Origin of the sequence: Xanthomonas sp. 3793, from assembly GCF_024806835.1 — a bacterium.
GTDB lineage: Bacteria > Pseudomonadota > Gammaproteobacteria > Xanthomonadales > Xanthomonadaceae > Xanthomonas > Xanthomonas arboricola_F.
This window is the reverse complement of record NZ_JANTYU010000005.1, coordinates 1-21,676: the sequence shown is the minus strand read 5'-3', so window position 1 is coordinate 21,676 and position 21,676 is coordinate 1. Positions and strand designations below refer to the sequence as shown.

The following is a 21,676-nucleotide window of genomic DNA, read 5'->3' as shown; positions in this document are numbered from 1 at the left end:
TCTGCCTTGGGCGGCGCAACGGACGCGCGGGGGGGGGAGGCCGCCGCTGACCGCGCAGGCAGGCGTGCGCTCCACGCCTGCCCGGTTGCTTGCAGTGACTACATCTTTTCCGGGGCGCTGACGCCGAGCAACTCCAGGCCGTTGGCAAGCACCTGCTGGGTCGCGACGGCGAGGGTGAGTTTGGCGTCGCGCTCTGCGGCATCGTCCACCAACAGCTTGGTGTTGTGATACCACGTGTGGAAGGCATGCGCCAATTCACGCAGGTACTGCGCGATCTGGTACGGCTCCAGTGCCTGGCCGGCGATTTCCACCACTTCCGTATAGCGCGACAGCTCCAGCATCACGTTGAGCGAATGCTCGTCGTCCAGCCGAGCGAGCTGTGCAAGACCGTTGGCCTGCTCGTACTTGAAGCCCTTTTCCTGCGCCTGGCGCAGCACGCTGCACACCCGTGCATGCGCGTACTGCACGTAGAACACCGGGTTGTCGTTGCTCTGCGCGCGGGCCAGGTCGATGTCGAAGGTGAGCTGCGAATCGGGCTTGCGCGCGATCAGGAACCAGCGCACCGCATCGGCGCTGGTCTCTTCGATCAGGTCGCGCAAGGTGACGTAGCTGCCGGCACGCTTGGACAGCTTCACTTCCTCGCCGCCACGCATCACCGTGACCATCTGGTGCAGCACGTATTCCGGCCAGCCCTGCGGGATGCCCAGCTCCAGCGCTTGCAGGCCGGCGCGCACGCGCGTCAGCGAGCCGTGGTGGTCGGCGCCCAGTTCGGTGATCGCGCGCTCATAGCCGCGCTGCCACTTGGTCAGGTGATAGGCCACGTCCGGCACGAAGTAGGTGTAGGTGCCGTCGGACTTGCGCATGACGCGGTCCTTGTCGTCGCCGAAGTCGGTGGACTTCAGCCACAACGCGCCGCCTTCCTCGTAGGTATGGCCGGAGGCGATCAGCTTCTGCACCGCTTCTTCGACCTTGCCGTCCTTGTACAGCGAGCTTTCCAGGAAATAGATATCGAAGTCGACGCGGAACGCGGCCAGGTCGTGGTTCTGCTCGTTGCGCAGATACGCCACCGCAAAGCGGCGGATCGATTCCAGGTCGGCCGGATCCTTGGTGCCGGAGACCAGGTGGCCTTCCAGGTCGACGGTGTCGCCTGCCAGGTAGGCGTTGGCCACATCGGCGATGTAGTCGCCGCGGTAGCCGTTTTCCGGCCAGCCCTCGCTGTCGGGGGTGAGCCCCTGCGCGCGCGCCTGCACCGACAGCGCCAGGTTCTCGATCTGCACGCCGGCATCGTTGTAATAGAACTCGCGCTTGACGTTCCAGCCATTGGCATCGAGCACACGCGCCAGGCTGTCGCCGATCGCCGCAGCGCGGCCATGGCCGACATGCAGCGGGCCGGTGGGATTGGCCGAAACGTATTCCACCCCGACCGAGCGGCCGTTGCCGGCCAGGCCGCGACCGTAGTCGTTGCCCTGCTTGATCACATGGGCCACCTCGCGCTGGTACGCGGTGGGCGCCAGATGGAAGTTGATGAAGCCGGGCCCGGCGATCTCCACCTTGGCCACATCCTCGCTGGCCGGCAATGCGGCCACCAGCGCCTGCGCCAGGGCGCGCGGATTGCTGCGCGCGGGCTTGGCCAACAGCATCGCGGCATTGGTGGCGAAGTCGCCATGTTCGCGTGTCTTGGGTCGCTCGACCACAAAATCCGGCGGCAGGGTGTCGGCGGGCAGGGTGCCGTTGGCGCGCAAGGCTTCGATGCCTTGGCCGATCAGTGCGCGGAGTAGGGCTTTCACGTGGGATCTGCTTGGAACCAAACCAGCGATTTTACCCGACCGCGCGGCACACGGTCCGGCCGATGGTTCAGGTCGGCGCGGCGGTGTGACCCGATCCACCCAGATGCCGCGCGACGGCCGGGCGAGCGCGGCCGGTGTTTGCCGCCGGCAGATGCCGTGCGCTGTGGCTCACCCGTGGCACAGGCTGCTTCGCGTCCGGATTGGCTGATCATCGCACGCCGCTGCCCCGGCACCGCGCGCCATCGCCCCGGCTGACCACGGCAGCTACCCGGATGGCATCGCTTCCGATAGGGCATCAGGCGCGCCAGTCCAGCCAACCGCGCTCGGCCAGCGAGACCGGTCGGCCGTCGCCGATCACGAAGTGGTCCAGCAGGCGAATATCCACCAGGTCCAGCCCTTGCAGCAGACGTTGGGTGACGGCGCGGTCGGCCTCGGACGGCTCCGGATTGCCGGACGGGTGGTTGTGCCCGACGATCACCGCCGCGGCGTTGTGCAGCAGTGCCCGCCGCACCACTTCGCGCGGATGGATGTCGGCGCCGTCGATGGTGCCGGTGAACATTTCCTCGAAGGCGATCGCGCGGTGGCGGTTGTCCAGAAACAGTACCGCGAACACCTCGTAGGTCCGTGCGCGCAGCCGCTGCGAAAAATAGCGGCCCACGCTGGGCGGGTCGCTGAGCGCCTCGCCGCGCTCCAGCCCGCTCATCAGGTGGCGGTGCGCCAGTTCCAGCGCCGCGTTGAGCTTGCAGGCCGAGGCCGGGCCCAGGCCAGGCAGGCGCGCCAGGGCCGAGGCCGGGCGGTCCAGCAGCACGCGCAGCGGCCCGTGCCGGTGCAGCAGCTCGCGCGCGGTCTTGACCGCGTCCTGGCCGCGCAGCCCGGAGCCGACAAAGATCGCCAGCAGCTCCGCATCGGACAGGGCAGGGGCTCCGCGCGCCAGAAGTTTCTCGCGCGGGCGTTCGTTGGTGGGCCAGTCATGTATGTGCATATGGCGAGATTGCCGGTGCTTATCGCGCACGCCCATCAGGCCGGACGGGGGCATCGGCTAATCTAGTTGTCCTTGTAACCGTAGGACGACTCCGACGTGACCGGCTCCACTCAGGCCCGCCCCCTGGACGGACAGCGTTTGCTGCTGTGCGTCGGCGGAGGCATTGCCGCTTACAAATCGCTCGAACTGGTCCGTCGCCTGCGCGACGCCGGCGCACAGGTGCAGGTCGCCATGACCGGCGGGGCGCAACAGTTCGTCACCCCGCTGAGCTTCCAGGCGCTGTCCGGGCAACCGACCCGCACCACGCTGTGGGACAGCGCCGCCGAGCAGGCGATGGGGCATATCGAACTGGCCCGCTGGGCCGACCGGGTGATCGTGGCGCCGGCCACCGCCGATCTGCTCGCGCGCCTGGCGCACGGGCTGGCCGACGACCTGGTCAGCACGCTGTGCCTGGCCACGACCGCGCCGCTGACCGTGGCCCCGGCCATGAACCACCGCATGTGGCTGCATCCTGCCACCCAGGCCAACATGGCGACCCTGCGCGCGCGTGGAGTGGCGGTGATCGGCCCCGACGACGGCCCGCTTGCGGAAGGCGAATCCGGACCCGGCCGCCTGGCCGAGCCGGCGGCGATCATTGCGGCGCTGGTCGGCACCGCCGCCGCCGATGCGTCTCCGCCCACTGCTGCGCCGGCCTTCGTGCCCAGCAGCGCCGAACTGGAGGGCCTGCGCATCGTCATCAGCGCCGGCCCGACCTTCGAAGACCTGGACCCGGTGCGCTACGTCGGCAACCGCAGCAGCGGCAAGATGGGCTATGCGCTGGCCGCCGCCGCCGCGCGCCAGGGCGCGGAGGTGGTGCTGGTCAGCGGGCCGGTGCACCAGACCACGCCAGTGGGCGTGCAGCGCATCGATGTGCGCTCGGCTGCGCAGATGCGCGATGCGGTGCTGGGCGCGTTCCCGGCCGACATCTACATCGGCGCTGCGGCGGTCGCCGACTACACGCCCAAGCGGGTGGTCCCACAGAAGATCAAGAAGACCGGAGAAACGCTGACCCTGGAGCTGGTACGCACCCCGGACATCCTGTCCGAGGTCGCCGCGCAGACCGGCGCACTCAAGCTGGTGGTCGGTTTTGCCGCCGAAACGCACGACGTGGAGCACTACGCGCGTGGCAAGCTGGCGGCCAAGCGGCTGGACCTGATCATCGCCAACCAGGTAGGGATCGCCGGTGGCGGCTTCGAAAGCGACAACAATGCCGCCACCGCCTATTGGCAGGGCGGCGAGCGCGCATTTCCCACTAGCAGCAAGACCGAACTGGCCGACCGACTGCTGGCCCTGATCGCGGAGAGATTGCAGGCATGAGCCACCCGACCCACTCCTTGCAGGTGAAGTTGCTCGACCCGCGCTTCGGCGATCTGTGGCCGCTACCGGCCTATGCCACCGAGGCCAGTGCCGGCATGGACCTGCGCGCGGCACTGGAAGCGCCGATGACGCTGGAACCGGGCGACGCGGCGTTGATTCCCAGCGGCATCGCGATCCATCTGGCCGACCCGCAGGTATGCGCGGTGATCCTGCCGCGCTCCGGGCTTGGCCACCGCCACGGCATCGTGCTCGGCAACGGAACCGGACTGATCGATGCCGATTACCAGGGGCCGCTGCTGATCAGCACCTGGAATCGCGGTCGAGAGGCCTTCACCATCGAGCCGGGCGACCGGATTGCGCAATTGGTGATCCTTCCGATCGTGCGCGTAGGCTTGCAAGTGGTGGATACTTTCGTGGACAGCGCGCGGGGAGCGGGTGGATTCGGCCACACCGGCGTGCGCTGACGGGGGGAGCTTGACGATGAGCAAGGCGAACGAGCGCAGGCAGGGGATGTCGAGCGTGCGTACGAGTGGTCCGGTGTTGGGGGGCGTGTTGTTGCTGCTGGCCGCCTGGTTCGGCTGGAACAGCTACGCGCAGTGGCGTGAGGATGCGATCTCCCAGGACCTGGAACAGGCGCGCGATCGTGCCGTGCAGGACGTCGGCAAGGCGATGGCTGCGCAGGCGAGCCAACTCGACGCCGTGCTCAAGCAGCCGCCGGTCGTCAGTGCATTGGCCAGCGGCGACGCGCTGGCGGCCGCCTCGGCGATCCGCGAGCGCTTCAAGGGCGCCGAGGACGTGCAGGTACTGCCCGGCGATCTGGCCGCCGCCTACGCCAATCCCAAGGATTTCGGCTACGCCCGGCTGAGCCTGCTCGAATCGGCGCTGGTGGCCGAACGTGCGCAGGTGCACGTGGTGCGCGATGCCAAACAGGTGCGGCTGGGTGTGGCCGCTGCGGTGCGCCTGGGCGCGCAGCCTGCGGTGGCCTATGCACGGCTGCCGCTGCTGCGCCTGACCGGCCCCCTGGATGCGATCGCGGTGCCGGGCAGCGCCTATCTGGCGTTGCGCCAGGGCAGCTACAACGTGGCCCAGCAGGGCGATGCGGGCTTGGCCGATGCCGCCGAAACACTGGCAAAACCGCTCGGCAGCAGTAGCCTGCGGGTGGCCGCTGCAGTCCCGCAGAGCGACAGCGGCCCGCTGGGTCTGGAGGCGCTTGGGTGCGCCATCGTGGCCGGCTTGCTGGCCATCATCGCAGTGTTGCTGGTGTTCGCCAGCCGCGGCCGGGTGGCGCTGCCGCGCCGGCGCGTTGCCGGCGACGCGGCCACCGACGAGCCGACCTTCAGCCAAAGCCTGCAGCACGACGCCAGCCTTGCCAACGAAGCGCGCGCGCTGGATGAGCCGACAGCGCCTGCGTCGCCACCGGTGGTCCCGGTGGTGCAGATCGCCACCGAGATGTTCCGCGCTTACGACATCCGCGGCGTGGTCGGCAAAGACCTCAACCCCGGCGTTGCCGCATTGATCGGCCAGGCCATCGGCAGCGTGATGCAGGCGCAGGGGCTGCGCGATGTGGTGGTGGGGCGCGACGGGCGTCTGTCCGGGCCTGAGCTCAGCAACGGTTTGATCGAAGGCCTGCGGCGTGCGGGCTGCCACGTGACCGACATCGGACTGGCGCCGACGCCAGTGGTGTATTTCGGCGCCTACGAACTGCGCGCCGGCAGCTGCGTGGCGGTGACCGGCAGCCACAACCCGCCGGACTACAACGGCTTCAAGATTGTGATCGGCGGCGAGACGCTGTCCGGCACCGCGATCGCCGAGCTGCATCAGCGCATCAACGAAGGCCGCCTGCATACCGCCGCCACGCCGGGCGAGCTTGAACAGCGCGACATCAGCGATGCCTACATCCAGCGCATCGCCGACGACGTGCAGCTGGACCGCCCGATCAAGGTGGTGGTGGACGCCGGCAACGGCGTGGCCGGCGAGATCGCGCCGCGTCTGCTGGAGGCGATCGGCGCCGAGGTCGTGCCGCTGTATTGCGATATCGACGGTACCTTCCCCAATCATCACCCCGACCCGAGCGAGCCGCACAATCTCGACGATCTGGTGAAGATGGTGCAGCGTTTCGATGCCGACATCGGCGTGGCCTTCGACGGCGATGCCGACCGCCTGGGCGTGGTGACCAAGGAAGGCAGCGTCGTGTTCCCGGACCGCCTGCTGATGCTGTTTGCCGCCGACGTGCTGCAGCGCAATCCGGGCGCATTGGTCATCTACGACGTCAAATGCACCGGCAAGCTGTCCGACTACGTGTTGCGCAACGGCGGCAGCCCGCTGATGTGGAAGACCGGACACTCGCTGATCAAATCCAAGATGCGCGAAACCGATGCCGAACTGGCCGGCGAGATGAGTGGGCATTTTTTCTTCAAGGAACGCTGGTACGGCTTCGACGACGGCATTTACGCCGCTGCGCGCTTGCTGGAAATCCTGGCCCAACGCGAGGAAACCCCGTCCGAGGTGCTGGATGCCTTGCCGGAAAGCGTGTCCACGCCGGAGATCAAGGTGCCGGTGGAGGGCGATGCACATGCGCTGGTGGCGCGCTTTGTCGAGCGCGCCCAGGCCGGGGACGAGTCGCCGTTCGAATCGGCGCGCTTGTCGACGATCGACGGCCTGCGCGCGGATTTTGTCGATGGCTGGGGCCTGGTGCGTGCGTCCAACACCACGCCGATCCTGGTGCTGCGTTTCGAGGCCGACACCGACGCCGCGCTGGAGCGCATCCGCGCGCTGTTCCGCAGCCAGCTGCAGACGCTGCTGCCCGACCACCCGCTGGCGTTCTGAGCCACGCACGCTGGTGAGCGCGCGCCCACGTGGGCCGCGCTCACACCAGCGGTGTTGCCGGTAAGTGGCCAAACGTTACGCATCAACCGGGTGCCTGCTGTTCGCGACCGAGCGAGCGGGCACGGTCATTTGCCGTGCCGGCCATGCTTGTCAGGCGCGCGCCAGCAAGCGGCGCAGGTTGCCGCGCCGCGCCGGGCGCGTCGGGCAACAACCACACCGCGTCCCAGTACGGGTATGCGCCGATTCGCTCCGCCAGGCCGGTACGTAGCGGCAATGCGATCAGGCGGCGGGCGAACTGCCGGCAATCGATGTGCGATGCCAGCGCGCTCGCGTCCAGGGCCGGCTGCCAGACGGTGCCTCCGCGCCCGCGCGCCCGATTGATCGCCTCGCCAGCGACCTGCCGCGCGGCAGTCGCCGTCCGCAGCACGGTGGCTTTGTCAGGCGCCTGCAATAAGGCGCACCACATCTCTGGCAACAGCACCCAACACAGCACCTGCGCACCCGGCCAGGTGCGTGGCATCGCCAGGATGGCGGCCGCCGCCCGCGCGCAGCGCCAGTCCGCAAACAACGGCACGTGCTGATGCGTGTGCAGCCGCAGGTGCCAATGCGGTGTGGCAGGCGTGGAGACGGCGAACGGGCGATGGAGCAGGGCGCTGGGCATGACGACAGCGTGCCTGCGGCCTCAGTGCGGCGACATCGGCCGCTGGCGCGGTCTCAGGTCAGTCAAGCGCGCACCGCCATGTCCGGACAAATGCATCGCCTTGGGCACCGCTGCGGCCGCTGTCAGCTGTCCAGTGACGCAACGGCACCACGCATCGAATGAGCGGCAATACCTCAAAAGCCTGATGCTTCCCGAACCCCGAACCCCGAATCCCGAATCCCGAATCCCGAATCCCGAATCCCGAATCCCGAATCCCCGCCCCTCAATGCTCCGCCCGGTCCCGCTTCCAGCCGCGATGCTTCACATCCAGATACAGGCTGTAGAACGCGGTAAACGCCGGGAACAGGTTCTGCAGCACGCCCACCGAATCCTGCTTGGCCGAGAACACGAAGTAGCTCAGCGTCATCAGGCTGCCGACCACGCTCATGTACCAGAACAACCGCGGGATCACCGGCTTGCCGGCGCGCTTGGAGGCGACGAACTGCACCAGCCAGCGCCCCCCGAACATCAGCGCACCCACATAGCCGATCAACTTCCAGCCGGTGACATGGATGCCGGTCCAGTACAGCCAGGTCAGTTGCTGATCCAGCAGGCTCGTTTCCATCAACGTTCCTCCACCGCGGTGCGCTTGCTGCGGGTGATCAGCCACGCCACCCCGCGCAGGTCGCGGATGCCCACCAACGCGCGATTGAGATTGTTGTACTTGGATACGCCGGCGGTGCGATGGCGGTGGTTGACCGGCACACTCACCGTGCGCCAACCGGCGCGCTGCATCAGGGCCGGCAGGTAGCGGTGCATGTGGTCGAAATAGGGCAGGTCCAGAAACGCCTCGCGTTCGAACAGCTTGATGCCGCAACCGGTGTCGGGCGTGTTGTCCTGCAGCATGCGCGAGCGGATCGCGTTGGCCCATTTGCTGGCCCAGCGCTTGGACCCGGAATCCTGCCGGTTGACCCGCCAGCCGGCGAACAACTTGACCTGCGCGTCGGCCTGGCTGCGCGCGATCAGCAACTTGGGGATGTCGGCCGGATCGTTCTGACCATCGCCATCGAGCGTGGCGATCCAGCTGGCGCGTGCGGCCTTGACCCCGCTGCGCACCGCCGTGCTCTGCCCGCTCTGGGTGACGTGGTGCAGTACCCGCAGTTCCGGCGTAGTGGCCTTGAGGCCTTGCAGCACCGCCAGGGTGTCGTCGCGCGAATGGTCGTCGACGTACACGATCTCGAAGGCCACCAGGCCACGCAAGGCGGCGACGATTTCGCCGACCAGCGCGGCGACGTTATCGCGTTCGTTGAACACCGGGACGACGACGGAAAGCTGAGGTTGGCTCATGGATTCGTGCTGGCCCGATGATGGCTGTGCGAAAAAGATCGCGCATTGTGCCCTGAGCGTCTGAGCCAGGCATGAAGCCGACGCGCGTTATGTGCAGTGGAGCGATCGTAAAACGGCCTGTAGCGGATGGAGCAGCCGATCGGCGGCGGTTACCGGCCGGCGCGTGTCCGCATCAGCTGCCCCGAATCCGGGCGACATTGCAGTGCACGCCTCCGCGCAGCCTGCCGGCCACGCGGCTGCAAGGCTCAGGCGCGCTCGCCGAAATAGCTGCGGCACCAGTCCACCACCTGTGGCAGGCCGCGCTCCACCGGGGTGGCCGGATCGAAGCCGAACGCGGCCTGCGCGCGCTGCGTGTCGGCCATGGTGCGGATCATGTCGCCCGGTTGCATCGGCCGGTAGACCTTCTCGGCCGGGCGGCCGGCGGCCCGGGCGATCACGTCGATGAAATATTCCAGCTCCACCGGGGTGTGGTTGCCCAGATTGAACACCCGGTGCGGGATCGCCTCATCGCTGGGCGTGTCCAGCGCGCCCAGCACGCCGGCCACGATGTCGGCTACGAAGGTGAAGTCGCGCTGCATCCTGCCGTGGTTGAACACCTCGATCGGGCGACCGGCCAGCACCGCGCGGCTGAAGATCAGCGGCGCCATGTCCGGCCGGCCCCATGGGCCGTACACGGTGAAAAAGCGCAGCCCGGTGGCGCGCAGGCCGTACAGCTGCGCATAGGTGTAGCCCATCAATTCGTTGGCCGCCTTGGTGGCCGCGTACAACGAACGCGGCTGGTCCACCCGCTGGTCCTCGGAAAACGGCGGGGTGGCCGAATCGCCGTAGACCGAGCTGCTGGACGCATACACCAGGTGCTGCACGCCGCGGTGTCGGCACAGCTCGAGCATGTTGACGAAGCCGACCAGGTTGCTGTCGACATAGGCAGAGGGGTTTTCCAGCGAATAACGCACCCCGGCCTGCGCGGCCAGATGCACCACGCGGGTAGGCTGGATCTGTTCGAACAGCGCCGCCAGGCCATCGCGGTCGGTCAGGTCCAGCGTGCGGATGTCGAGCTGCGGGCACAACGCCGCCACCCGGTCGCGCTTGAGTTGCGGGTCGTAGTAGCTGTTGTAGTTGTCCAGGCCCACCACGGTCTCGCCACGCGCAGCCAGTGCGCGGCAGGTGTAGGCGCCGATGAAACCGGCGGCGCCGGTGACGAGGATGGTCATGGCAATGATCCTGAAAACATCAAAGGGAGGCGGGCAAGCAACGCTCGGAACACCCCGAAGCGCGCCTTTTCGCAACGTTGCGGCGGCGCAGGTCGATGTCGTCCCGAATGTTGCCGGCATCGAAGCGATCCAGCAGCCCATCGCTGCCCTGGCTCAGCTTCAACGCCAGTGCTCCGAAGACATCGTATCGTCGGCGTGGCTCATGGGCGGCGTTTGCCGTCGCTGCCGGCGCCGGGATTGGCGACACGGCGCCCCGGCAGCTGAGCAGTTGCCCGCACCCCGGTACGCTCAGCTGCCAGCGTTGCCTTGCGCTCGGCGCTGAAGTCCCACCAGTTGCGGGCCGGCTCGCCTTGCATGAAGCGCACCAGCGACAGGAAGACATCGATCACGCACTGGTCATGGGTGACGCCGGTGCGCAGGCAGAGCTGTGCGTACATGTCGTAGGCATCGCGGCCCTGCAGTTGCGCCGGCATGCGGATGCCGATCCGCTGCAGGTCCTTTTCGCAGGCCGGCCCGACGTTGGGCAGGTCGGTCAGGCGCAGCAGATGCGCGCGGTCCACTTTGGCGGGATGCATCGCTGATCCTCCTGCGCTGGCCGCATTCACCCCTTGCGGGTGCGCAAGCGTTCCAGCACGCCTTCCAGGGTATCCAGGTCGGTGTAATGGATCACCAGCTTGCCCTTGCCACCGCGGCCATGGTTGAACACCACCTTGGTGCCCAGCGATTCGGACAGCTCGGTCTGCAGCGAGACGATATCGGCCTGCGGTGCAGCGGTCACCGGCTTGCCCTTGCGCAGCGAGCCCGGCACCTTGCCGGCGGCGAACTGCTGCGCGCGGTGTTCGACCTCGCGCACCGACCAACCCTGGTCGGCCGCTTCCTGCGCCAGCTTGCTGGCCAGCTCCGGCGCCAGGGTGAGCAGCGCACGCGCATGGCCCATTTCCAGGCGGCGGGTTTCCAGCAGCACGCGGATCGCCACCGGCAGTTCCAGCAGGCGCAGCAGGTTGGACACCGACGCACGCGAGCGGCCCACCGCTTCGGCGGCCTCGGCGTGGGTCAGCGAAAATTCGTCGATCAGCCGCTGCAGCGCCTGCGCTTCTTCCAGCGGGTTGAGGTCTTCGCGCTGGATGTTTTCGATCAGCGCCATCGCGATGACGGTGCGGTCGTCCAGCTCACGCACCACCACCGGCACCTCGCTCAGCCCGGCCAGCTGCGAGGCGCGCCAGCGGCGTTCGCCGGCCACGATCTCGAACTGCCCCGGCGCCAGCGCACGCGCCACGATCGGCTGAATCACGCCCTGCGCCTTGATCGACTCCGCCAGCTCGGCCAGCTTGACCTCGTCCATCTCGCGGCGCGGTTGATACTTGCCCGGCTGCAACTGGTCCACCGGCAACTGGCGCAGGGTATCGCCCGGCTGCAGCGCGTCCTCGCTGCTTGCCTCAGGTGCCGCTGCCGCTGCTGCGCCCTTCGGTCCCAACAGCGCTTCCAGGCCACGGCCCAGACCGCGTTTCTTTGCCAGGGGCGGCTTGCTCATCAGACGGTCTCCACGGGCCGGACGGCCTTGTTGCGGTCGTTCTGGCGGCGCACGATTTCGCCGGCCAGCCCCAGGTAGGCCACGCCGCCGCGCGAGGTGCGGTCGTAACCGACGATGCTCTGGCCATGGCTGGGCGCTTCGGCCAGGCGCACGTTGCGCGGCACGATGGTGCGGAACACCTTGTCGCCGAAATGCTCGGTCAGCTCGGCCGACACCGCGTTGGCCAGGTTGTTGCGGATGTCGAACATGGTGCGCAGCACGCCTTCAATTTCCAGCGCCGGGTTGAGGTTGGCGCGCAGCGCTTCGATCGTCTCCAGCAGCGCGGTCAGCCCTTCCAGCGCGTAGTACTCGCACTGCATCGGCACGATGATCGAATCGGCCGCGGTCAAGGCATTGAGCGTCAGCAACGACAGCGCCGGCGGGCAGTCGATCAGGATGAAGTCGTACTCGTCGCGGATCGGCGCCAGCGCGCGCTTGAGCCGCTGCTCGCGCTCGCCCTGGTCCATCAACTGGATCTCGGCCGCGGTCAGGTCGATGTTGCCTGGCAGCAGGTCGAAGCCTTCCGGCGCGGTCACCCGGATCTCGGCGGCGCTGTTCTCGCCCAGCAGCAGATCGCAGGTGGAGGCGGCCACATCGCGCTTGTCGATGCCGCTGCCCATGGTGGCGTTGCCCTGCGAGTCCAGATCCACCAGCAACACACGCTTGGGCGCGCGCGCCAGGCCGGCCGCCAGATTGACTGCCGTCGTGGTCTTGCCGACGCCGCCTTTCTGGTTGGCAATGGCGATGATCCGGGCCATGCGGGAGAGCCTCGTGGGCAAGGAGTAAGACCGGCCATTATGCGGGCAGGGCGTCGGATCGGGAAATGCCGCCAGCGGCGGGGCATCGGACAAGCGGGAATGACGCCGTGCGGTTCAGCCCGCGGGCGAGGCGGCGCCGGGCGGTTCCTTCATGGCCCGGTAGCGCTGCAGGATATCGGCGATTTCGCCGTCCAGCGCGGTGCGCTGTTGTTCGAAGCTGGTCTGCAGTCGCAACTGCGCCATCAGTTCGCGATGGCGTTGCTGGATGTCGCCGGCCAGCTTGTCGGCCACGGCCTGGCCGGCCAGCTCGCGGTCGCCGGCGGCGCGCAACATGCTGGCCAGGCCTTCGCGCAGGCTGGTCACATTGAAGCGCGCGGTGTGGATGTTGTTGTCCACGATGGCAATGCGCTCGTTGAACACCCGGCGCAGGTCGTCCTCGCTTTGATACGACATCAACATGGCCTGGTCGGTGCGCTTGCGCATCTGCTCGGCGGCCAGATCGGCCTGGCGTTGTTGTTCATTGGCCGCTGCCGCAGCACGCTCGTCGCTGCTCATCGCGCGTTGCACCTCGGCGCTGCGCATGCCACTTTTGACGTTGAACTCGTCGCGCGCCTGGTTCACCGCTTCCGGTGGCAGCGTGTCGCTGCACACCCGGGCGCCGTTCTGGTTCCAGCAATACAACTTCTTGGCGGCAGGCTTGTCCTGCGCACCGACCGGCACCGCCATGACAGCGGCCGTCACGGCGGCGAGTAACGCCAAACGTTGGTGTCTCGGCATCATCGCAGCCCCCTGTCGCCTGCCGTCAGCCTGTGGTGTCGGTTCCGTAGCGGCCACGATAGGCCAGCAGCGGTTCCCGGTAGTCGACAAGGTCGGCGTTTCCTGCCGCAAAAGCAAGCAGGTCGGCGAGGTTGGCCACCGCGATCACCGCAATGCCGGCCTCGGCCGCCACCGCCTGCGCCGCCGAGCGGCGGTCCTGCTCGGAGGCGATCTCCTGCCGGTCCAGCGCCACCACGATCCCGGACGGGATGCCGCCGGCGCCACGGATGATGCCCAGCGCCTCGCGGATCGCGGTGCCGGCGGTGATCACGTCATCGACGATCAGGACCTTGCGCCCGGCCAGCGGCGCACCGATCAGGCTGCCGCCCTCGCCATGGTCCTTGGCCTCCTTGCGGTTGAACGCCAGCGGCAGATCGCGCCCGCGCCCGGCATAGGCACAGGCCAGCGCCGTCGCCAGCGGGATGCCCTTGTAGGCCGGGCCGAACAGCAGGTCGAAGTCCACCCCGGCCGCATCGATCGCATCGGCATAGCACTGCGCCAGCTGCGCGGTCTTGGCCCCGGAATCGAAGCGCCCGGCGTTGAAGAAGTACGGGCTGAGCCGCCCGGACTTGAGCGTGAACTCGCCAAAGCGCAGGGCATCGGCGCCCAGGGCCAGCTGCAGGAAGCGGGTGCGGTGATCGGTCATGGTGACGAGATGGGAGTGGGGATTCGGGATTGGAAAGCATAGCCGGTCGCGCCTTGCGGCATCCGCCGATGCGGTACGCTTTCACGAATCTCCAATCCCCATTCCCGAATCCCGGCTCTTCATCCATGCGCATCATCAGTTTCAACGCCAACGGCCTGCGCTCGGCCGCCAGCAAAGGCTTCTTCGATTGGTTCGCCACCCAGAACGCGGACGTGTTGTGCATCCAGGAGACCAAGGCGCAGGAACATCAGCTGGCCGGCCCGGAGTTCCTGCCTGCCGGCTACAAGGCCTGGTTTCGCGACGCCAGCACCAAGAAGGGCTATAGCGGCGTGGCGATCTACGCCAAACAGGCGCCCGACGAAGTGCGCACCGCACTGGGCTGGCCGGAGTTCGACGAAGAAGGCCGCTACATCGAAGCGCGTTTTGGAAACCTCAGCGTGGTGTCCTTCTATATCCCGTCCGGCTCCTCCGGCGAACTGCGCCAGGGCTACAAGTTCCAGGTGATGGAATGGCTGCGGCCGATCCTGGACGAATGGCTAGCCAGCGGCCGGCAGTACGTGCTGTGCGGCGACTGGAACATCGTGCGCTCGGCGCTGGACATCAAGAACTGGAAATCCAACCAGAAGAATTCCGGCTGCCTGCCGCCCGAGCGCGATTGGCTCAATGGCCTGTGCGCCGACGCGGCAAGCGACGCCAGCGCTGCCGATGGCCGTGGCTGGGTCGACAGCTACCGCGTCCTGCATCCGCAGGGCGAGGACTACACCTGGTGGAGCAACCGCGGCGCCGCGCGCGCCAACAATGTCGGTTGGCGCATCGACTACCAACTGGTCACCCCCGGCCTGCGCGACGCACTGCAGGCCTGCGCGATCTATCGCGAGCAGCGCTTCTCCGACCATGCACCGTATGTCGTGGATTACGCGCTGTGAGTGAGGCCGCGCAGTGGGTCGGCGCGAGACGGGGCGGGAGTGTCGCTACTCAGAATTGGCGTACTCCCAGTGGCGTGGCGCAGTCAGGCATCACGTGCATGCGGGCGGTAGCCCGCCGCAGCGCGAGGGCTGCAGATCCTTCAGGGAGCCGATTGTGCGTTTGCGTCAGCCCGGCCCGCGCCGCGGTCGGTAACACTGCCCGCACTGCACCGACCAGCATCCGATCCCACCGGCCGCACGCATGAGCAAGCCCGCACCCAAGTACAAAGGCCTGCGTGGCATCCGGCAAGCCTTCGCCACGCCATCGGCGGCGACCATGGCATTGCTGGGTTTCGGCAGCGGCCTGCCGTTCTTGCTGATCGCCTCGCAAACGCTGTCCACACGGTTGCGTGATGTCGGGCTGGACCTGGGCAGCATCGGCCTGATCAGCCTTGCCAGCTTCTTCTATCTGCTCAAGTTCCTGTGGGCGCCGCTGATCGACCGCTATGCGTTCCCGATCACCGCGTTTCTGGGCCGCCGGCGTTCCTGGCTGCTGGTCTCGCAACTCGGCGTCACCGCCGGCCTGTTCGCACTGGCGTTTTCGCGCCCGGACATGAGTGTCACCGGCCTGGTCGCCTGGGTGCTGTTCGCCTCGTTCTGGGGCGCCACGCAGGATTCGGTGGTGGATGCCTACCGCATCGAAATTGCCCCGGACACGGCGCAGGCGGCCTTGGCGGCGACCTACACCCTGGGCTATCGGGTCGGCCTGATCCTCGGTGGCGCCGGGGCGCTGTACCTGGCCGAATACCTCAACTGGACTTCGGCGTACCTGGCCATGTCGGCGCTGATGCTGCTGCCGATCATCACCACCCTGGTATGCCGCGAGCCGGACCGGCCGCTGGTCACGGTGGTGCGTCGCATCGACGTGGCCGGCGCATTCTGGCAGCCCATTTCCAGTTTCTTCTCCAGCAATGGACTGGTGCTGGGCATCGTCCTGCTGGCATTTGTCGGCCTGTTCAAGTTCCCGGATCAGGTGATCGGCGTGATGGCCGGGCCGTTCTATATGGATTCTGGCTACACCAAGGCCGACATCGCCACCGTGTCCAAGCTGTTCGGTGTATGGATGGGCATCGTCGGCGCGTTCGCCGGCGGTGCGGCGGTGGCGGCGTTCGGTTTCCGTCGCATGCTGCTTGTGGCCGCCCTGGGCGTGGCGCTGTCCAACCTGGCGTTTTTGCTGATGGCGCAGAACCCTGGCAAATTGTGGGCGTTCTACGCCGCACTCAGTGCCGACAATCTGTTCCAGGGGTTCGCCGGTACCGTGCTGGTGGCCTTCATGTCATCGCTGACAAATCGCAATTTCACCGCCACTCAGTACGCCCTGCTGGTGTCGCTGGCCAATCTGCCGGGCAAATTCGCCGGCGGTGTGTCCGGGTTCCTGGTCGAGGCCACCTCCTACAGCACCTTCTTCATCCTCAGTGCCCTGACCGTGGTTCCCACGCTGGCCCTGCTCGCCTGGCTCTGGCCACGCCTGCTGGCACACGACAGGCAACCGGATTGAAACCGCCGTCAAGGTTGTCGATGATGCCGACGGGGCACTGCATCGCACGAGGAAGGGCATGACCGATCTGGTGTTGCGTGACATCGATCCGCTGCTGGTGGACCGCATCCGCCGCATTTCCGCCGCACGCGGCTGGACCCAGCACCAGACCGTCATGCATCTGCTCGAACAGGGCCTGTTCGCCAGCGAATACGAAGTCACCGGCGGCCTGCAGCATCCGGAAGTCGATGCCCTGGCCGAAGCGATTGCCGCACTCAAGGCGTTGCCGGCCGGGAATAATCCCTAGCGACAGGCGAGCTGCGGCGGCTGTCAGGCAGAGTTGGAAGGGCCGATTCGCAACACATGCAGTGGTGAAGCGCTTCCGGCCCTTGCTAGCGGGGCCAGAAAATCGGCGGCAGGCAAGTCCGTTCCATGCCCGGACGGCAGCCGGCCCCAGCGCACGTTCGCCCCAACCGCCTAATCCTCTTGTGCCGGCTGCTGGCAATGGCCTGGGAGGACCCTCATGCCGGATGGATCGCCCCCAGCAACCGCGGTCCCGCCGCGCCGGTGACCGACGGCAGGTTTGCCGGGCGCCCGGCCAGGAGTTCGGCCGCCAGCCAGGCAAACCCCATCGCTTCCAGATAATCCGGATCCAGCCCATGCCGCGCGCTGGATTCCACCACCACCCCCGGCAGCCGCGCCGCCAGGCGAGTCATCAGCACCGGATTGCGCACGCCGCCGCCGCACACCAGCACGCGGCGGGTCTGCGGTTGCAGTCGCAGCAAGGCGTCGGCCACGGTGGCTGCGGTGAGTTCCAGCACGGTCGCCTGCACATCGGCCGGGCGCAGGCGCGCATCGCCCATCGCCTGCATCACCCAGGCCAGGTGGAACTGCTCGCGCCCGGTGCTCTTGGGCGGCGCCAGCGCAAACCATGGGTCGGCCAGCAACGCCTGCAGCAGGCGCGCATCCACCTGGCCGCTGGCCGCAAACGCACCGTCGGCATCGAACGCGGTGCCGTGATGCTGCTGGCACCAGCTGTCCAGCAGCGCGTTGGCCGGCCCGGTATCGAAGCCCAGTACCGTGCCGTCGCGCGGGATCAGCGTCAGGTTGCCGATGCCGCCCAGGTTGAGCACCGCGCGGTCTTCATCGCCGGCCCCCAGCATCGCCAGATGAAACGCCGGCATCAGCGGCGCGCCCTGTCCACCGGCAGCGACATCGCGGCGGCGGAAATCGGCCACCGTGGTCAGGCCGGTGTGCTCGGCGATCCGGCTGGCATCGCCGATCTGCCAGGTAAAGGCCGGATCCCCGTTCGGCCGGTGGCGGATGGTCTGCCCATGCGAGCCGATCGCGCGGATGCGCTGTCGCGCAATGCCACTGGCATCGATCAGTTGCTTGGCCGCCGCCGCAAAGGCCAGACCCACCTGCGCATCCAGCCGGCCCAGCGCATCGATGGCGATGGTCTCGGCGCCCTGGCCCAGCGCAACCAGCGTCTCGCGCAGCTGCGGCGCCCACGGCACCGTCATGCCTGCAACCAGTTCGCAGCGTCGGTGGCTGTCATCGGCAAAACGTACCAGCGCGGCATCGATGCCATCGGCGCTGGTGCCCGACATCAGGCCCAGATAGAGCGCGGAGTTTTCGTGTTCCAGAACGGTCATGCCAGGGCCAGATGCGCAGCGGTCGTGCAGCTTGTGCAGCCTGGACGAGGCCGTCAACTGGCTGCCGATGGGTCCGGCCGAAAGGACGGCGCCCCTGACCGAACGAAGGCCGCCAGTAACCAGGAATCCGCGCGACCATCTGGGAGCAGCCAACAAAGCGTCGCGAGTACTCGTCAGATACGCGGACGGCGCGCTGGGAACTCGCAAACCAGTGATACGGGCCGCAGCGAGCACCGGCAGCGTCTACCTGGTCGCTGCATAGCGGGTGTGCTGGCCGCTCTAAAGGCGTCGCCTACGTGTTTACCGCTTCGCGCCGATGCGACAGTTTGCTGACAGGCGGATGGGTGCGGACATTCGTACCGAATGCGGTCACTGCCAAGAGCGACGCGCAGTCTCAAGTCAACTTGTCCAGCTGCATTCGCCTGGCGCGGCGGTGCCCGGACCAGTGCGATCGCGCCGGTTAGGGCTCGCCGGAGCCCTCAACCGCGCGGCTTGCCCCTGGCAGTCTTGCCGGCATCGGCATAGATCATCTTTTCCATGCCTTCGATACGCGCCATGGCCGGTGCAGTCTGTGCACGGAAGGCGGCCAACTCGGCGCCTTGCAGCGGCTCCGGCGGCGGCATCGTCACCGACATCGGGTTGCGCTGCTGCCCGGCGACGCGGAATTCGTAGTGCAGATGCGGGCCGGTCGCCAGGCCGGTCATGCCGACATAGCCGATCACCGTGCCCTGATTGATGCGCTGCCCGGCCTTGATCTTGCCGAAGCGCGACATGTGCCCATACAGCGTGCTGTAGTTCTTTCCGTGATCCAGGATCACCACATTGCCATAGCCGCGCTGGGTGCCGACGAACACCACCCGCGCATCGCCGGCCGCCATGATCGGCGTGCCCGATGCGGCCGCGTAATCCACACCCTTGTGCATGCGCATCGTGCCCAGAACCGGATGCTTGCGTGCACCGAAGGTGGAGCTGATGCGGCTATAGGCCACCGGCATGCGGATGAAGCTCTTCTTCAACGGCCGTCCGGTGATGTCGTAGTACTCGGCCGGCTTGCCGGCGCGCTCGAAGCGGAAGCCGGTATAGGTCTTCCCGCCGGTGGTGAAGGTCGCCGCCAGGATGTCGCCGGTGTTGATCCGCTCGCCCTCGCGCCAGGTCTCGTCCATCACCACGCTGAAACGGTCGCCCGGCTGCAGATCCTTGTCGAAGTCGATGTCGTACTTGAAGATCTCGTCGGTCATGATTGCCACCGCGGCCGGCGACAGCCCCGACTTGCCGGCCGATGCGTACAGCGAGCTGCTGATTTCACCGCTGGCCACCACGGTGCGCGTGGTGGTCGCGCGCTCGGTCACCTTCTCGCGCACGCTGTCGCCCAACAGGCGCAATTCCACCCGATGACTGTCGTCGCGATCGAAGCGCAGTGCCCGCAACTCACCCGGCGTCGGCATGTCGAACGCAATCTCGGTCCCCGGACGCAGCTTGGTCAACGCCTCCTTGGTGCCAGGATGCGCCAGCACCTGATACATCACCGCGGTCGGAATTCCCAACTCCCCGAACAACGTGCTCAGCGTCTGCCCCGACTTGACCTGCAGGATTTCCCATTCCGTGCTCGGCGCCAACTGCTTGCGGCTGGGCACCAGTGGCGGCAACGGCAACGCCAGCGTGGAATGGCTGGAGAGCGGGGTGTCGATGGCGTTGGAAAAGCCTGGCACGATCGTCGCCACCATCGCACCGATGGTCGCGAACAAGCTGGCGTGGATCCAGTGACGGCGCGTCCAGCGGTCATTGAATGCGGCCGGCAGGTGCTGCTTGAGCTTGCGATGCAGTGCAGTGTCGTGGAGGACGTGGAGGCGTTCTTGGAAGCGCCGCTTGCGTGCACGGCCCTGCTCTGAGTTCTGCATCGTTGGATTTCCTCGCTGGCTCGAAGTGCGAGCCCAATCGCCGGTACCATAGACAGCCTGTAACAGCGCGTCAAACCATTGAGCCTGTTCATTATTTTCACTTGGCGCGGAATTAACCCGCGTTTAACATCATTCACGTTGTTGACGGCAAACGCCGCTGGAGTCCGTGGTTGGCCACTATTGAAGAATCCCTCGCACTCATCGGCCGTGGCGCCGACGAGATCCTCAAGCCCGATCAGCTCGAGGCCCGCCTGAAATCGGGCGTGCCGCTGCGGGTAAAGGCCGGGTTCGATCCCACCGCGCCGGATCTGCATCTGGGCCATACCGTACTGCTCAACAAGATGCGGCAGTTCCAGCAGCTAGGCCACCAGGTGATCTTCCTGATCGGCGACTTCACCGGCATGATCGGTGATCCGAGCGGCAAGAACGCCACCCGCAAGCCGCTCAGTCGCGACGATGTGCTGGCCAACGCGCGCACCTATGAAGAGCAGGTCTTCAAGATCCTGGATCGCGAACGCACCGAGGTACGTTTCAACTCCGAGTGGTTCGGCCAGATGAGCGCAGCGGACATGATCAAGCTGTCCGCGCAGCACACGGTGGCGCGCATGCTCGAACGCGACGATTTCGCCAAGCGCTTTGCCGGCCAGCAGCCGATCGCCATCCACGAATTCCTGTATCCGCTGGTCCAGGGCTACGACTCGGTGGCCTTGAAGGCGGACGTCGAACTGGGTGGCACCGATCAGAAGTTCAACCTGCTGATGGGGCGCGGCCTGCAGGAGCACTACGGCCAGGCTCCGCAGGTCGTGCTGACCATGCCGCTGCTGGAAGGCCTGGACGGGGTGGCCAAGATGTCCAAGTCGCTGGGCAACTACATCGGCATCAACGAGCCGGCCATCGACATCGTCACCAAGACCATGAAGATCGGTGACGAGCTGACCTGGCGCTGGATCGATCTGTTGTCCTTCGACATCGGTGTTGCCGAGGCCGCGCGCCTGAAAGAACAGGTCGCCTCCGGTGAGTTGCACCCGCGCGATGTCAAATTACGCCTGGCGCGTGAACTCACCGCACGCTTCCACGATGCCGCCACTGCGGAGCAGGCCATCGCCGGTTGGCACGCCGTGGTGACAGGGCAGGGCGACACCAGCCTGTTGCCATTGCAGGAGGTCGTGGTCCCCGCGGAGGGACTGCGGATTGCCAGTTTGCTGACGGCTACCGGACTCACGCCGAGCAATTCGGAGGCCAATCGCAAGCTCAAGGAGCGTGCAGTCAAGATCGACGGAGAGGTCATCGAGGATGCCGGTCGTGTGTTCGCTCCAGGATTCGAGGCAGTCATCCAGGTCGGCAAACGCAATTTCGCCCGCGTATCGTTGATCACTGGTTGAGCCTTCGGCTGTGCTGCATAGCCGCAACGTCGTGTCGCTGTTGTGGCGCTCTATATAGAGTGCAGCAGCGGCCGGATCGGTCTGCATGCATGTCCTGCAAGACCAAACGAGTGCCTGTGCAAGCATTTGGCAATGCCGTGAAATTTTTTTCACAAAAAGCTTCCCAAAATCCTTTTGCAGGCATATAGTTCGCCTCCCCCGACGCAACGGACGCCGCAAACGCGGAGCCAGAGCGAAAGGGTTCGAAAACTCCTTGAAATTGAGGGTTGACGAAACGAAAAAGCCGGCTATGATGGGCGGCTCGCTACACGGAAAGACGCTACGGCGGATTGAGGTGCAGCGGCGGCAACTTCCTCTTCA

Annotated in this window: 20 protein-coding genes and 1 pseudogene; 7 read left to right on the top strand and 14 right to left on the bottom strand. The window is 66.8% G+C overall.

All coding sequences use genetic code 11. The features are described 5' to 3' along the window. Positions 1-98: 98 nt before the first annotated feature. Positions 99-1,787, bottom strand: coding sequence for an arginine--tRNA ligase (argS, locus tag FHY18_RS16765; protein ID WP_259157026.1), 1,689 nt, complete (start codon positions 1,785-1,787; stop codon positions 99-101). Between the two features lie 295 nt (positions 1,788-2,082). Continuing rightward, entirely contained in the window at positions 2,083-2,805 is a 723-nt protein-coding gene (gene radC / locus FHY18_RS16760; protein ID WP_259158272.1) for a DNA repair protein RadC, read from the bottom strand. A 60-nt stretch (positions 2,806-2,865) separates the two neighbouring features. Between radC and coaBC the strand changes: the two genes are divergently transcribed. From coaBC to FHY18_RS16745, 3 genes are read left to right on the top strand one after another with little or no spacing between them, the layout of a single operon-like run. Further along, positions 2,866-4,125 (top strand): bifunctional phosphopantothenoylcysteine decarboxylase/phosphopantothenate--cysteine ligase CoaBC, encoded by a 1,260-nt coding sequence (gene coaBC / locus FHY18_RS16755; RefSeq protein ID WP_259157023.1) that lies wholly within the window; start codon positions 2,866-2,868, stop codon positions 4,123-4,125. Continuing rightward, the gene (dut, locus tag FHY18_RS16750) at positions 4,122-4,589 is read left to right on the top strand and encodes a dUTP diphosphatase (protein ID WP_228323229.1); all 468 of its coding nucleotides are present in this window, start codon (positions 4,122-4,124) and stop codon (positions 4,587-4,589) included. The genes coaBC and dut overlap by 4 nt, the downstream gene beginning before the upstream one ends. Positions 4,590-4,605: 16 nt before the next feature. Beyond that, positions 4,606-6,951 carry a phosphomannomutase/phosphoglucomutase gene (locus FHY18_RS16745; protein WP_259157016.1) on the top strand — a complete coding sequence of 782 codons (2,346 nt, stop codon included), beginning with the start codon at positions 4,606-4,608 and terminating at the stop codon, positions 6,949-6,951. An 82-nt stretch (positions 6,952-7,033) separates the two neighbouring features. Here the strand turns inward: FHY18_RS16745 and FHY18_RS16740 are convergent, their stop codons facing one another. The 10 genes and pseudogenes from FHY18_RS16740 to pyrE all read right to left on the bottom strand — a co-directional run bounded on the left by FHY18_RS16740 (position 7,034) and on the right by pyrE (position 13,939). Further along, the gene (locus tag FHY18_RS16740; RefSeq protein ID WP_259157014.1) at positions 7,034-7,612 is read right to left on the bottom strand and encodes a hypothetical protein; all 579 of its coding nucleotides are present in this window, start codon (positions 7,610-7,612) and stop codon (positions 7,034-7,036) included. Positions 7,613-7,874: 262 nt separating this feature from the next. Beyond that, the gene (locus FHY18_RS16735; protein ID WP_005995568.1) at positions 7,875-8,216 is read right to left on the bottom strand and encodes a lipid-A-disaccharide synthase N-terminal domain-containing protein; all 342 of its coding nucleotides are present in this window, start codon (positions 8,214-8,216) and stop codon (positions 7,875-7,877) included. Continuing rightward, positions 8,216-8,938, bottom strand: coding sequence for a glycosyltransferase family 2 protein (locus FHY18_RS16730; protein ID WP_259157013.1), 723 nt, complete (start codon positions 8,936-8,938; stop codon positions 8,216-8,218). The genes FHY18_RS16735 and FHY18_RS16730 overlap by 1 nt, the downstream gene beginning before the upstream one ends. Before the next feature lie 245 nt (positions 8,939-9,183). Beyond that, complete coding sequence (locus tag FHY18_RS16725; RefSeq protein ID WP_259157012.1) at positions 9,184-10,149, bottom strand: SDR family NAD(P)-dependent oxidoreductase; 966 nt, start codon at positions 10,147-10,149, stop codon at positions 9,184-9,186. A 19-nt stretch (positions 10,150-10,168) separates the two neighbouring features. Beyond that, the gene (locus FHY18_RS16720; protein WP_259157011.1) at positions 10,169-10,312 is read right to left on the bottom strand and encodes a hypothetical protein; all 144 of its coding nucleotides are present in this window, start codon (positions 10,310-10,312) and stop codon (positions 10,169-10,171) included. 124 nt (positions 10,313-10,436) lie between these two features. Continuing rightward, positions 10,437-10,724, bottom strand: a pseudogene (locus tag FHY18_RS16715) (helix-hairpin-helix domain-containing protein); the annotation flags it as partial. A gap of 26 nt (positions 10,725-10,750) precedes the next feature. After that, positions 10,751-11,680 (bottom strand): ParB/RepB/Spo0J family partition protein, encoded by a 930-nt coding sequence (locus FHY18_RS16710; protein WP_259157010.1) that lies wholly within the window; start codon positions 11,678-11,680, stop codon positions 10,751-10,753. Then, positions 11,680-12,477 (bottom strand): AAA family ATPase, encoded by a 798-nt coding sequence (locus FHY18_RS16705; protein ID WP_064507740.1) that lies wholly within the window; start codon positions 12,475-12,477, stop codon positions 11,680-11,682. The genes FHY18_RS16710 and FHY18_RS16705 overlap by 1 nt, the downstream gene beginning before the upstream one ends. Positions 12,478-12,591: 114 nt before the next feature. Continuing rightward, positions 12,592-13,257, bottom strand: coding sequence for a hypothetical protein (locus tag FHY18_RS16700; protein WP_259157009.1), 666 nt, complete (start codon positions 13,255-13,257; stop codon positions 12,592-12,594). Between the two features lie 22 nt (positions 13,258-13,279). After that, positions 13,280-13,939 carry an orotate phosphoribosyltransferase gene (gene pyrE, locus FHY18_RS16695; RefSeq protein ID WP_259157008.1) on the bottom strand — a complete coding sequence of 220 codons (660 nt, stop codon included), beginning with the start codon at positions 13,937-13,939 and terminating at the stop codon, positions 13,280-13,282. A 125-nt stretch (positions 13,940-14,064) separates the two neighbouring features. On the opposite strand from pyrE, the gene FHY18_RS16690 reads away from it, so the two are divergent. The 3 genes from FHY18_RS16690 (at position 14,065) to FHY18_RS16680 (ending at position 16,688) form a co-directional block, all read left to right on the top strand. Continuing rightward, the gene (locus FHY18_RS16690; protein WP_259157007.1) at positions 14,065-14,865 is read left to right on the top strand and encodes an exodeoxyribonuclease III; all 801 of its coding nucleotides are present in this window, start codon (positions 14,065-14,067) and stop codon (positions 14,863-14,865) included. A 241-nt stretch (positions 14,866-15,106) separates the two neighbouring features. Further along, positions 15,107-16,402 carry an MFS transporter gene (locus tag FHY18_RS16685; RefSeq protein WP_259157006.1) on the top strand — a complete coding sequence of 432 codons (1,296 nt, stop codon included), beginning with the start codon at positions 15,107-15,109 and terminating at the stop codon, positions 16,400-16,402. Positions 16,403-16,460: 58 nt separating this feature from the next. Continuing rightward, positions 16,461-16,688 carry a hypothetical protein gene (locus FHY18_RS16680; protein ID WP_259157005.1) on the top strand — a complete coding sequence of 76 codons (228 nt, stop codon included), beginning with the start codon at positions 16,461-16,463 and terminating at the stop codon, positions 16,686-16,688. A gap of 214 nt (positions 16,689-16,902) precedes the next feature. On the opposite strand, the gene FHY18_RS16675 is transcribed toward FHY18_RS16680, so the two are convergent. Both FHY18_RS16675 and FHY18_RS16670 read right to left on the bottom strand, forming a co-directional pair. After that, positions 16,903-18,036 carry an anhydro-N-acetylmuramic acid kinase gene (locus FHY18_RS16675; protein ID WP_259157004.1) on the bottom strand — a complete coding sequence of 378 codons (1,134 nt, stop codon included), beginning with the start codon at positions 18,034-18,036 and terminating at the stop codon, positions 16,903-16,905. Positions 18,037-18,515: 479 nt separating this feature from the next. Further along, positions 18,516-19,934: a M23 family metallopeptidase gene (locus tag FHY18_RS16670; protein ID WP_259157003.1), complete on the bottom strand. Its 1,419-nt coding sequence runs from the start codon at positions 19,932-19,934 to the stop codon at positions 18,516-18,518. A gap of 170 nt (positions 19,935-20,104) precedes the next feature. Between FHY18_RS16670 and tyrS the strand changes: the two genes are divergently transcribed. Further along, positions 20,105-21,316 (top strand): tyrosine--tRNA ligase, encoded by a 1,212-nt coding sequence (tyrS, locus tag FHY18_RS16665; protein ID WP_259157002.1) that lies wholly within the window; start codon positions 20,105-20,107, stop codon positions 21,314-21,316. The last annotated feature ends 360 nt before the right edge of the window (positions 21,317-21,676 follow it).

Coding starts and splice junctions, on each gene's coding strand:
- FHY18_RS16735 (WP_005995568.1), bottom strand. CDS start 8,216: ATGGAAACGAGCCTGCTGGATCAGCAACTGACCTGGCTGTACTGGACC.
- radC (WP_259158272.1), bottom strand. CDS start 2,805: ATGGGCGTGCGCGATAAGCACCGGCAATCTCGCCATATGCACATACAT.
- FHY18_RS16730 (WP_259157013.1), bottom strand. CDS start 8,938: ATGAGCCAACCTCAGCTTTCCGTCGTCGTCCCGGTGTTCAACGAACGC.
- FHY18_RS16670 (WP_259157003.1), bottom strand. CDS start 19,934: ATGCAGAACTCAGAGCAGGGCCGTGCACGCAAGCGGCGCTTCCAAGAA.
- FHY18_RS16690 (WP_259157007.1), top strand. CDS start 14,065: ATGCGCATCATCAGTTTCAACGCCAACGGCCTGCGCTCGGCCGCCAGC.
- FHY18_RS16725 (WP_259157012.1), bottom strand. CDS start 10,149: ATGACCATCCTCGTCACCGGCGCCGCCGGTTTCATCGGCGCCTACACC.
- FHY18_RS16685 (WP_259157006.1), top strand. CDS start 15,107: ATGAGCAAGCCCGCACCCAAGTACAAAGGCCTGCGTGGCATCCGGCAA.
- FHY18_RS16740 (WP_259157014.1), bottom strand. CDS start 7,612: ATGCCCAGCGCCCTGCTCCATCGCCCGTTCGCCGTCTCCACGCCTGCC.
- FHY18_RS16745 (WP_259157016.1), top strand. CDS start 4,606: ATGAGCAAGGCGAACGAGCGCAGGCAGGGGATGTCGAGCGTGCGTACG.
- FHY18_RS16700 (WP_259157009.1), bottom strand. CDS start 13,257: ATGATGCCGAGACACCAACGTTTGGCGTTACTCGCCGCCGTGACGGCC.
- FHY18_RS16680 (WP_259157005.1), top strand. CDS start 16,461: ATGACCGATCTGGTGTTGCGTGACATCGATCCGCTGCTGGTGGACCGC.
- FHY18_RS16675 (WP_259157004.1), bottom strand. CDS start 18,036: ATGACCGTTCTGGAACACGAAAACTCCGCGCTCTATCTGGGCCTGATG.
- pyrE (WP_259157008.1), bottom strand. CDS start 13,939: ATGACCGATCACCGCACCCGCTTCCTGCAGCTGGCCCTGGGCGCCGAT.
- FHY18_RS16710 (WP_259157010.1), bottom strand. CDS start 11,680: ATGAGCAAGCCGCCCCTGGCAAAGAAACGCGGTCTGGGCCGTGGCCTG.
- FHY18_RS16705 (WP_064507740.1), bottom strand. CDS start 12,477: ATGGCCCGGATCATCGCCATTGCCAACCAGAAAGGCGGCGTCGGCAAG.
- dut (WP_228323229.1), top strand. CDS start 4,122: ATGAGCCACCCGACCCACTCCTTGCAGGTGAAGTTGCTCGACCCGCGC.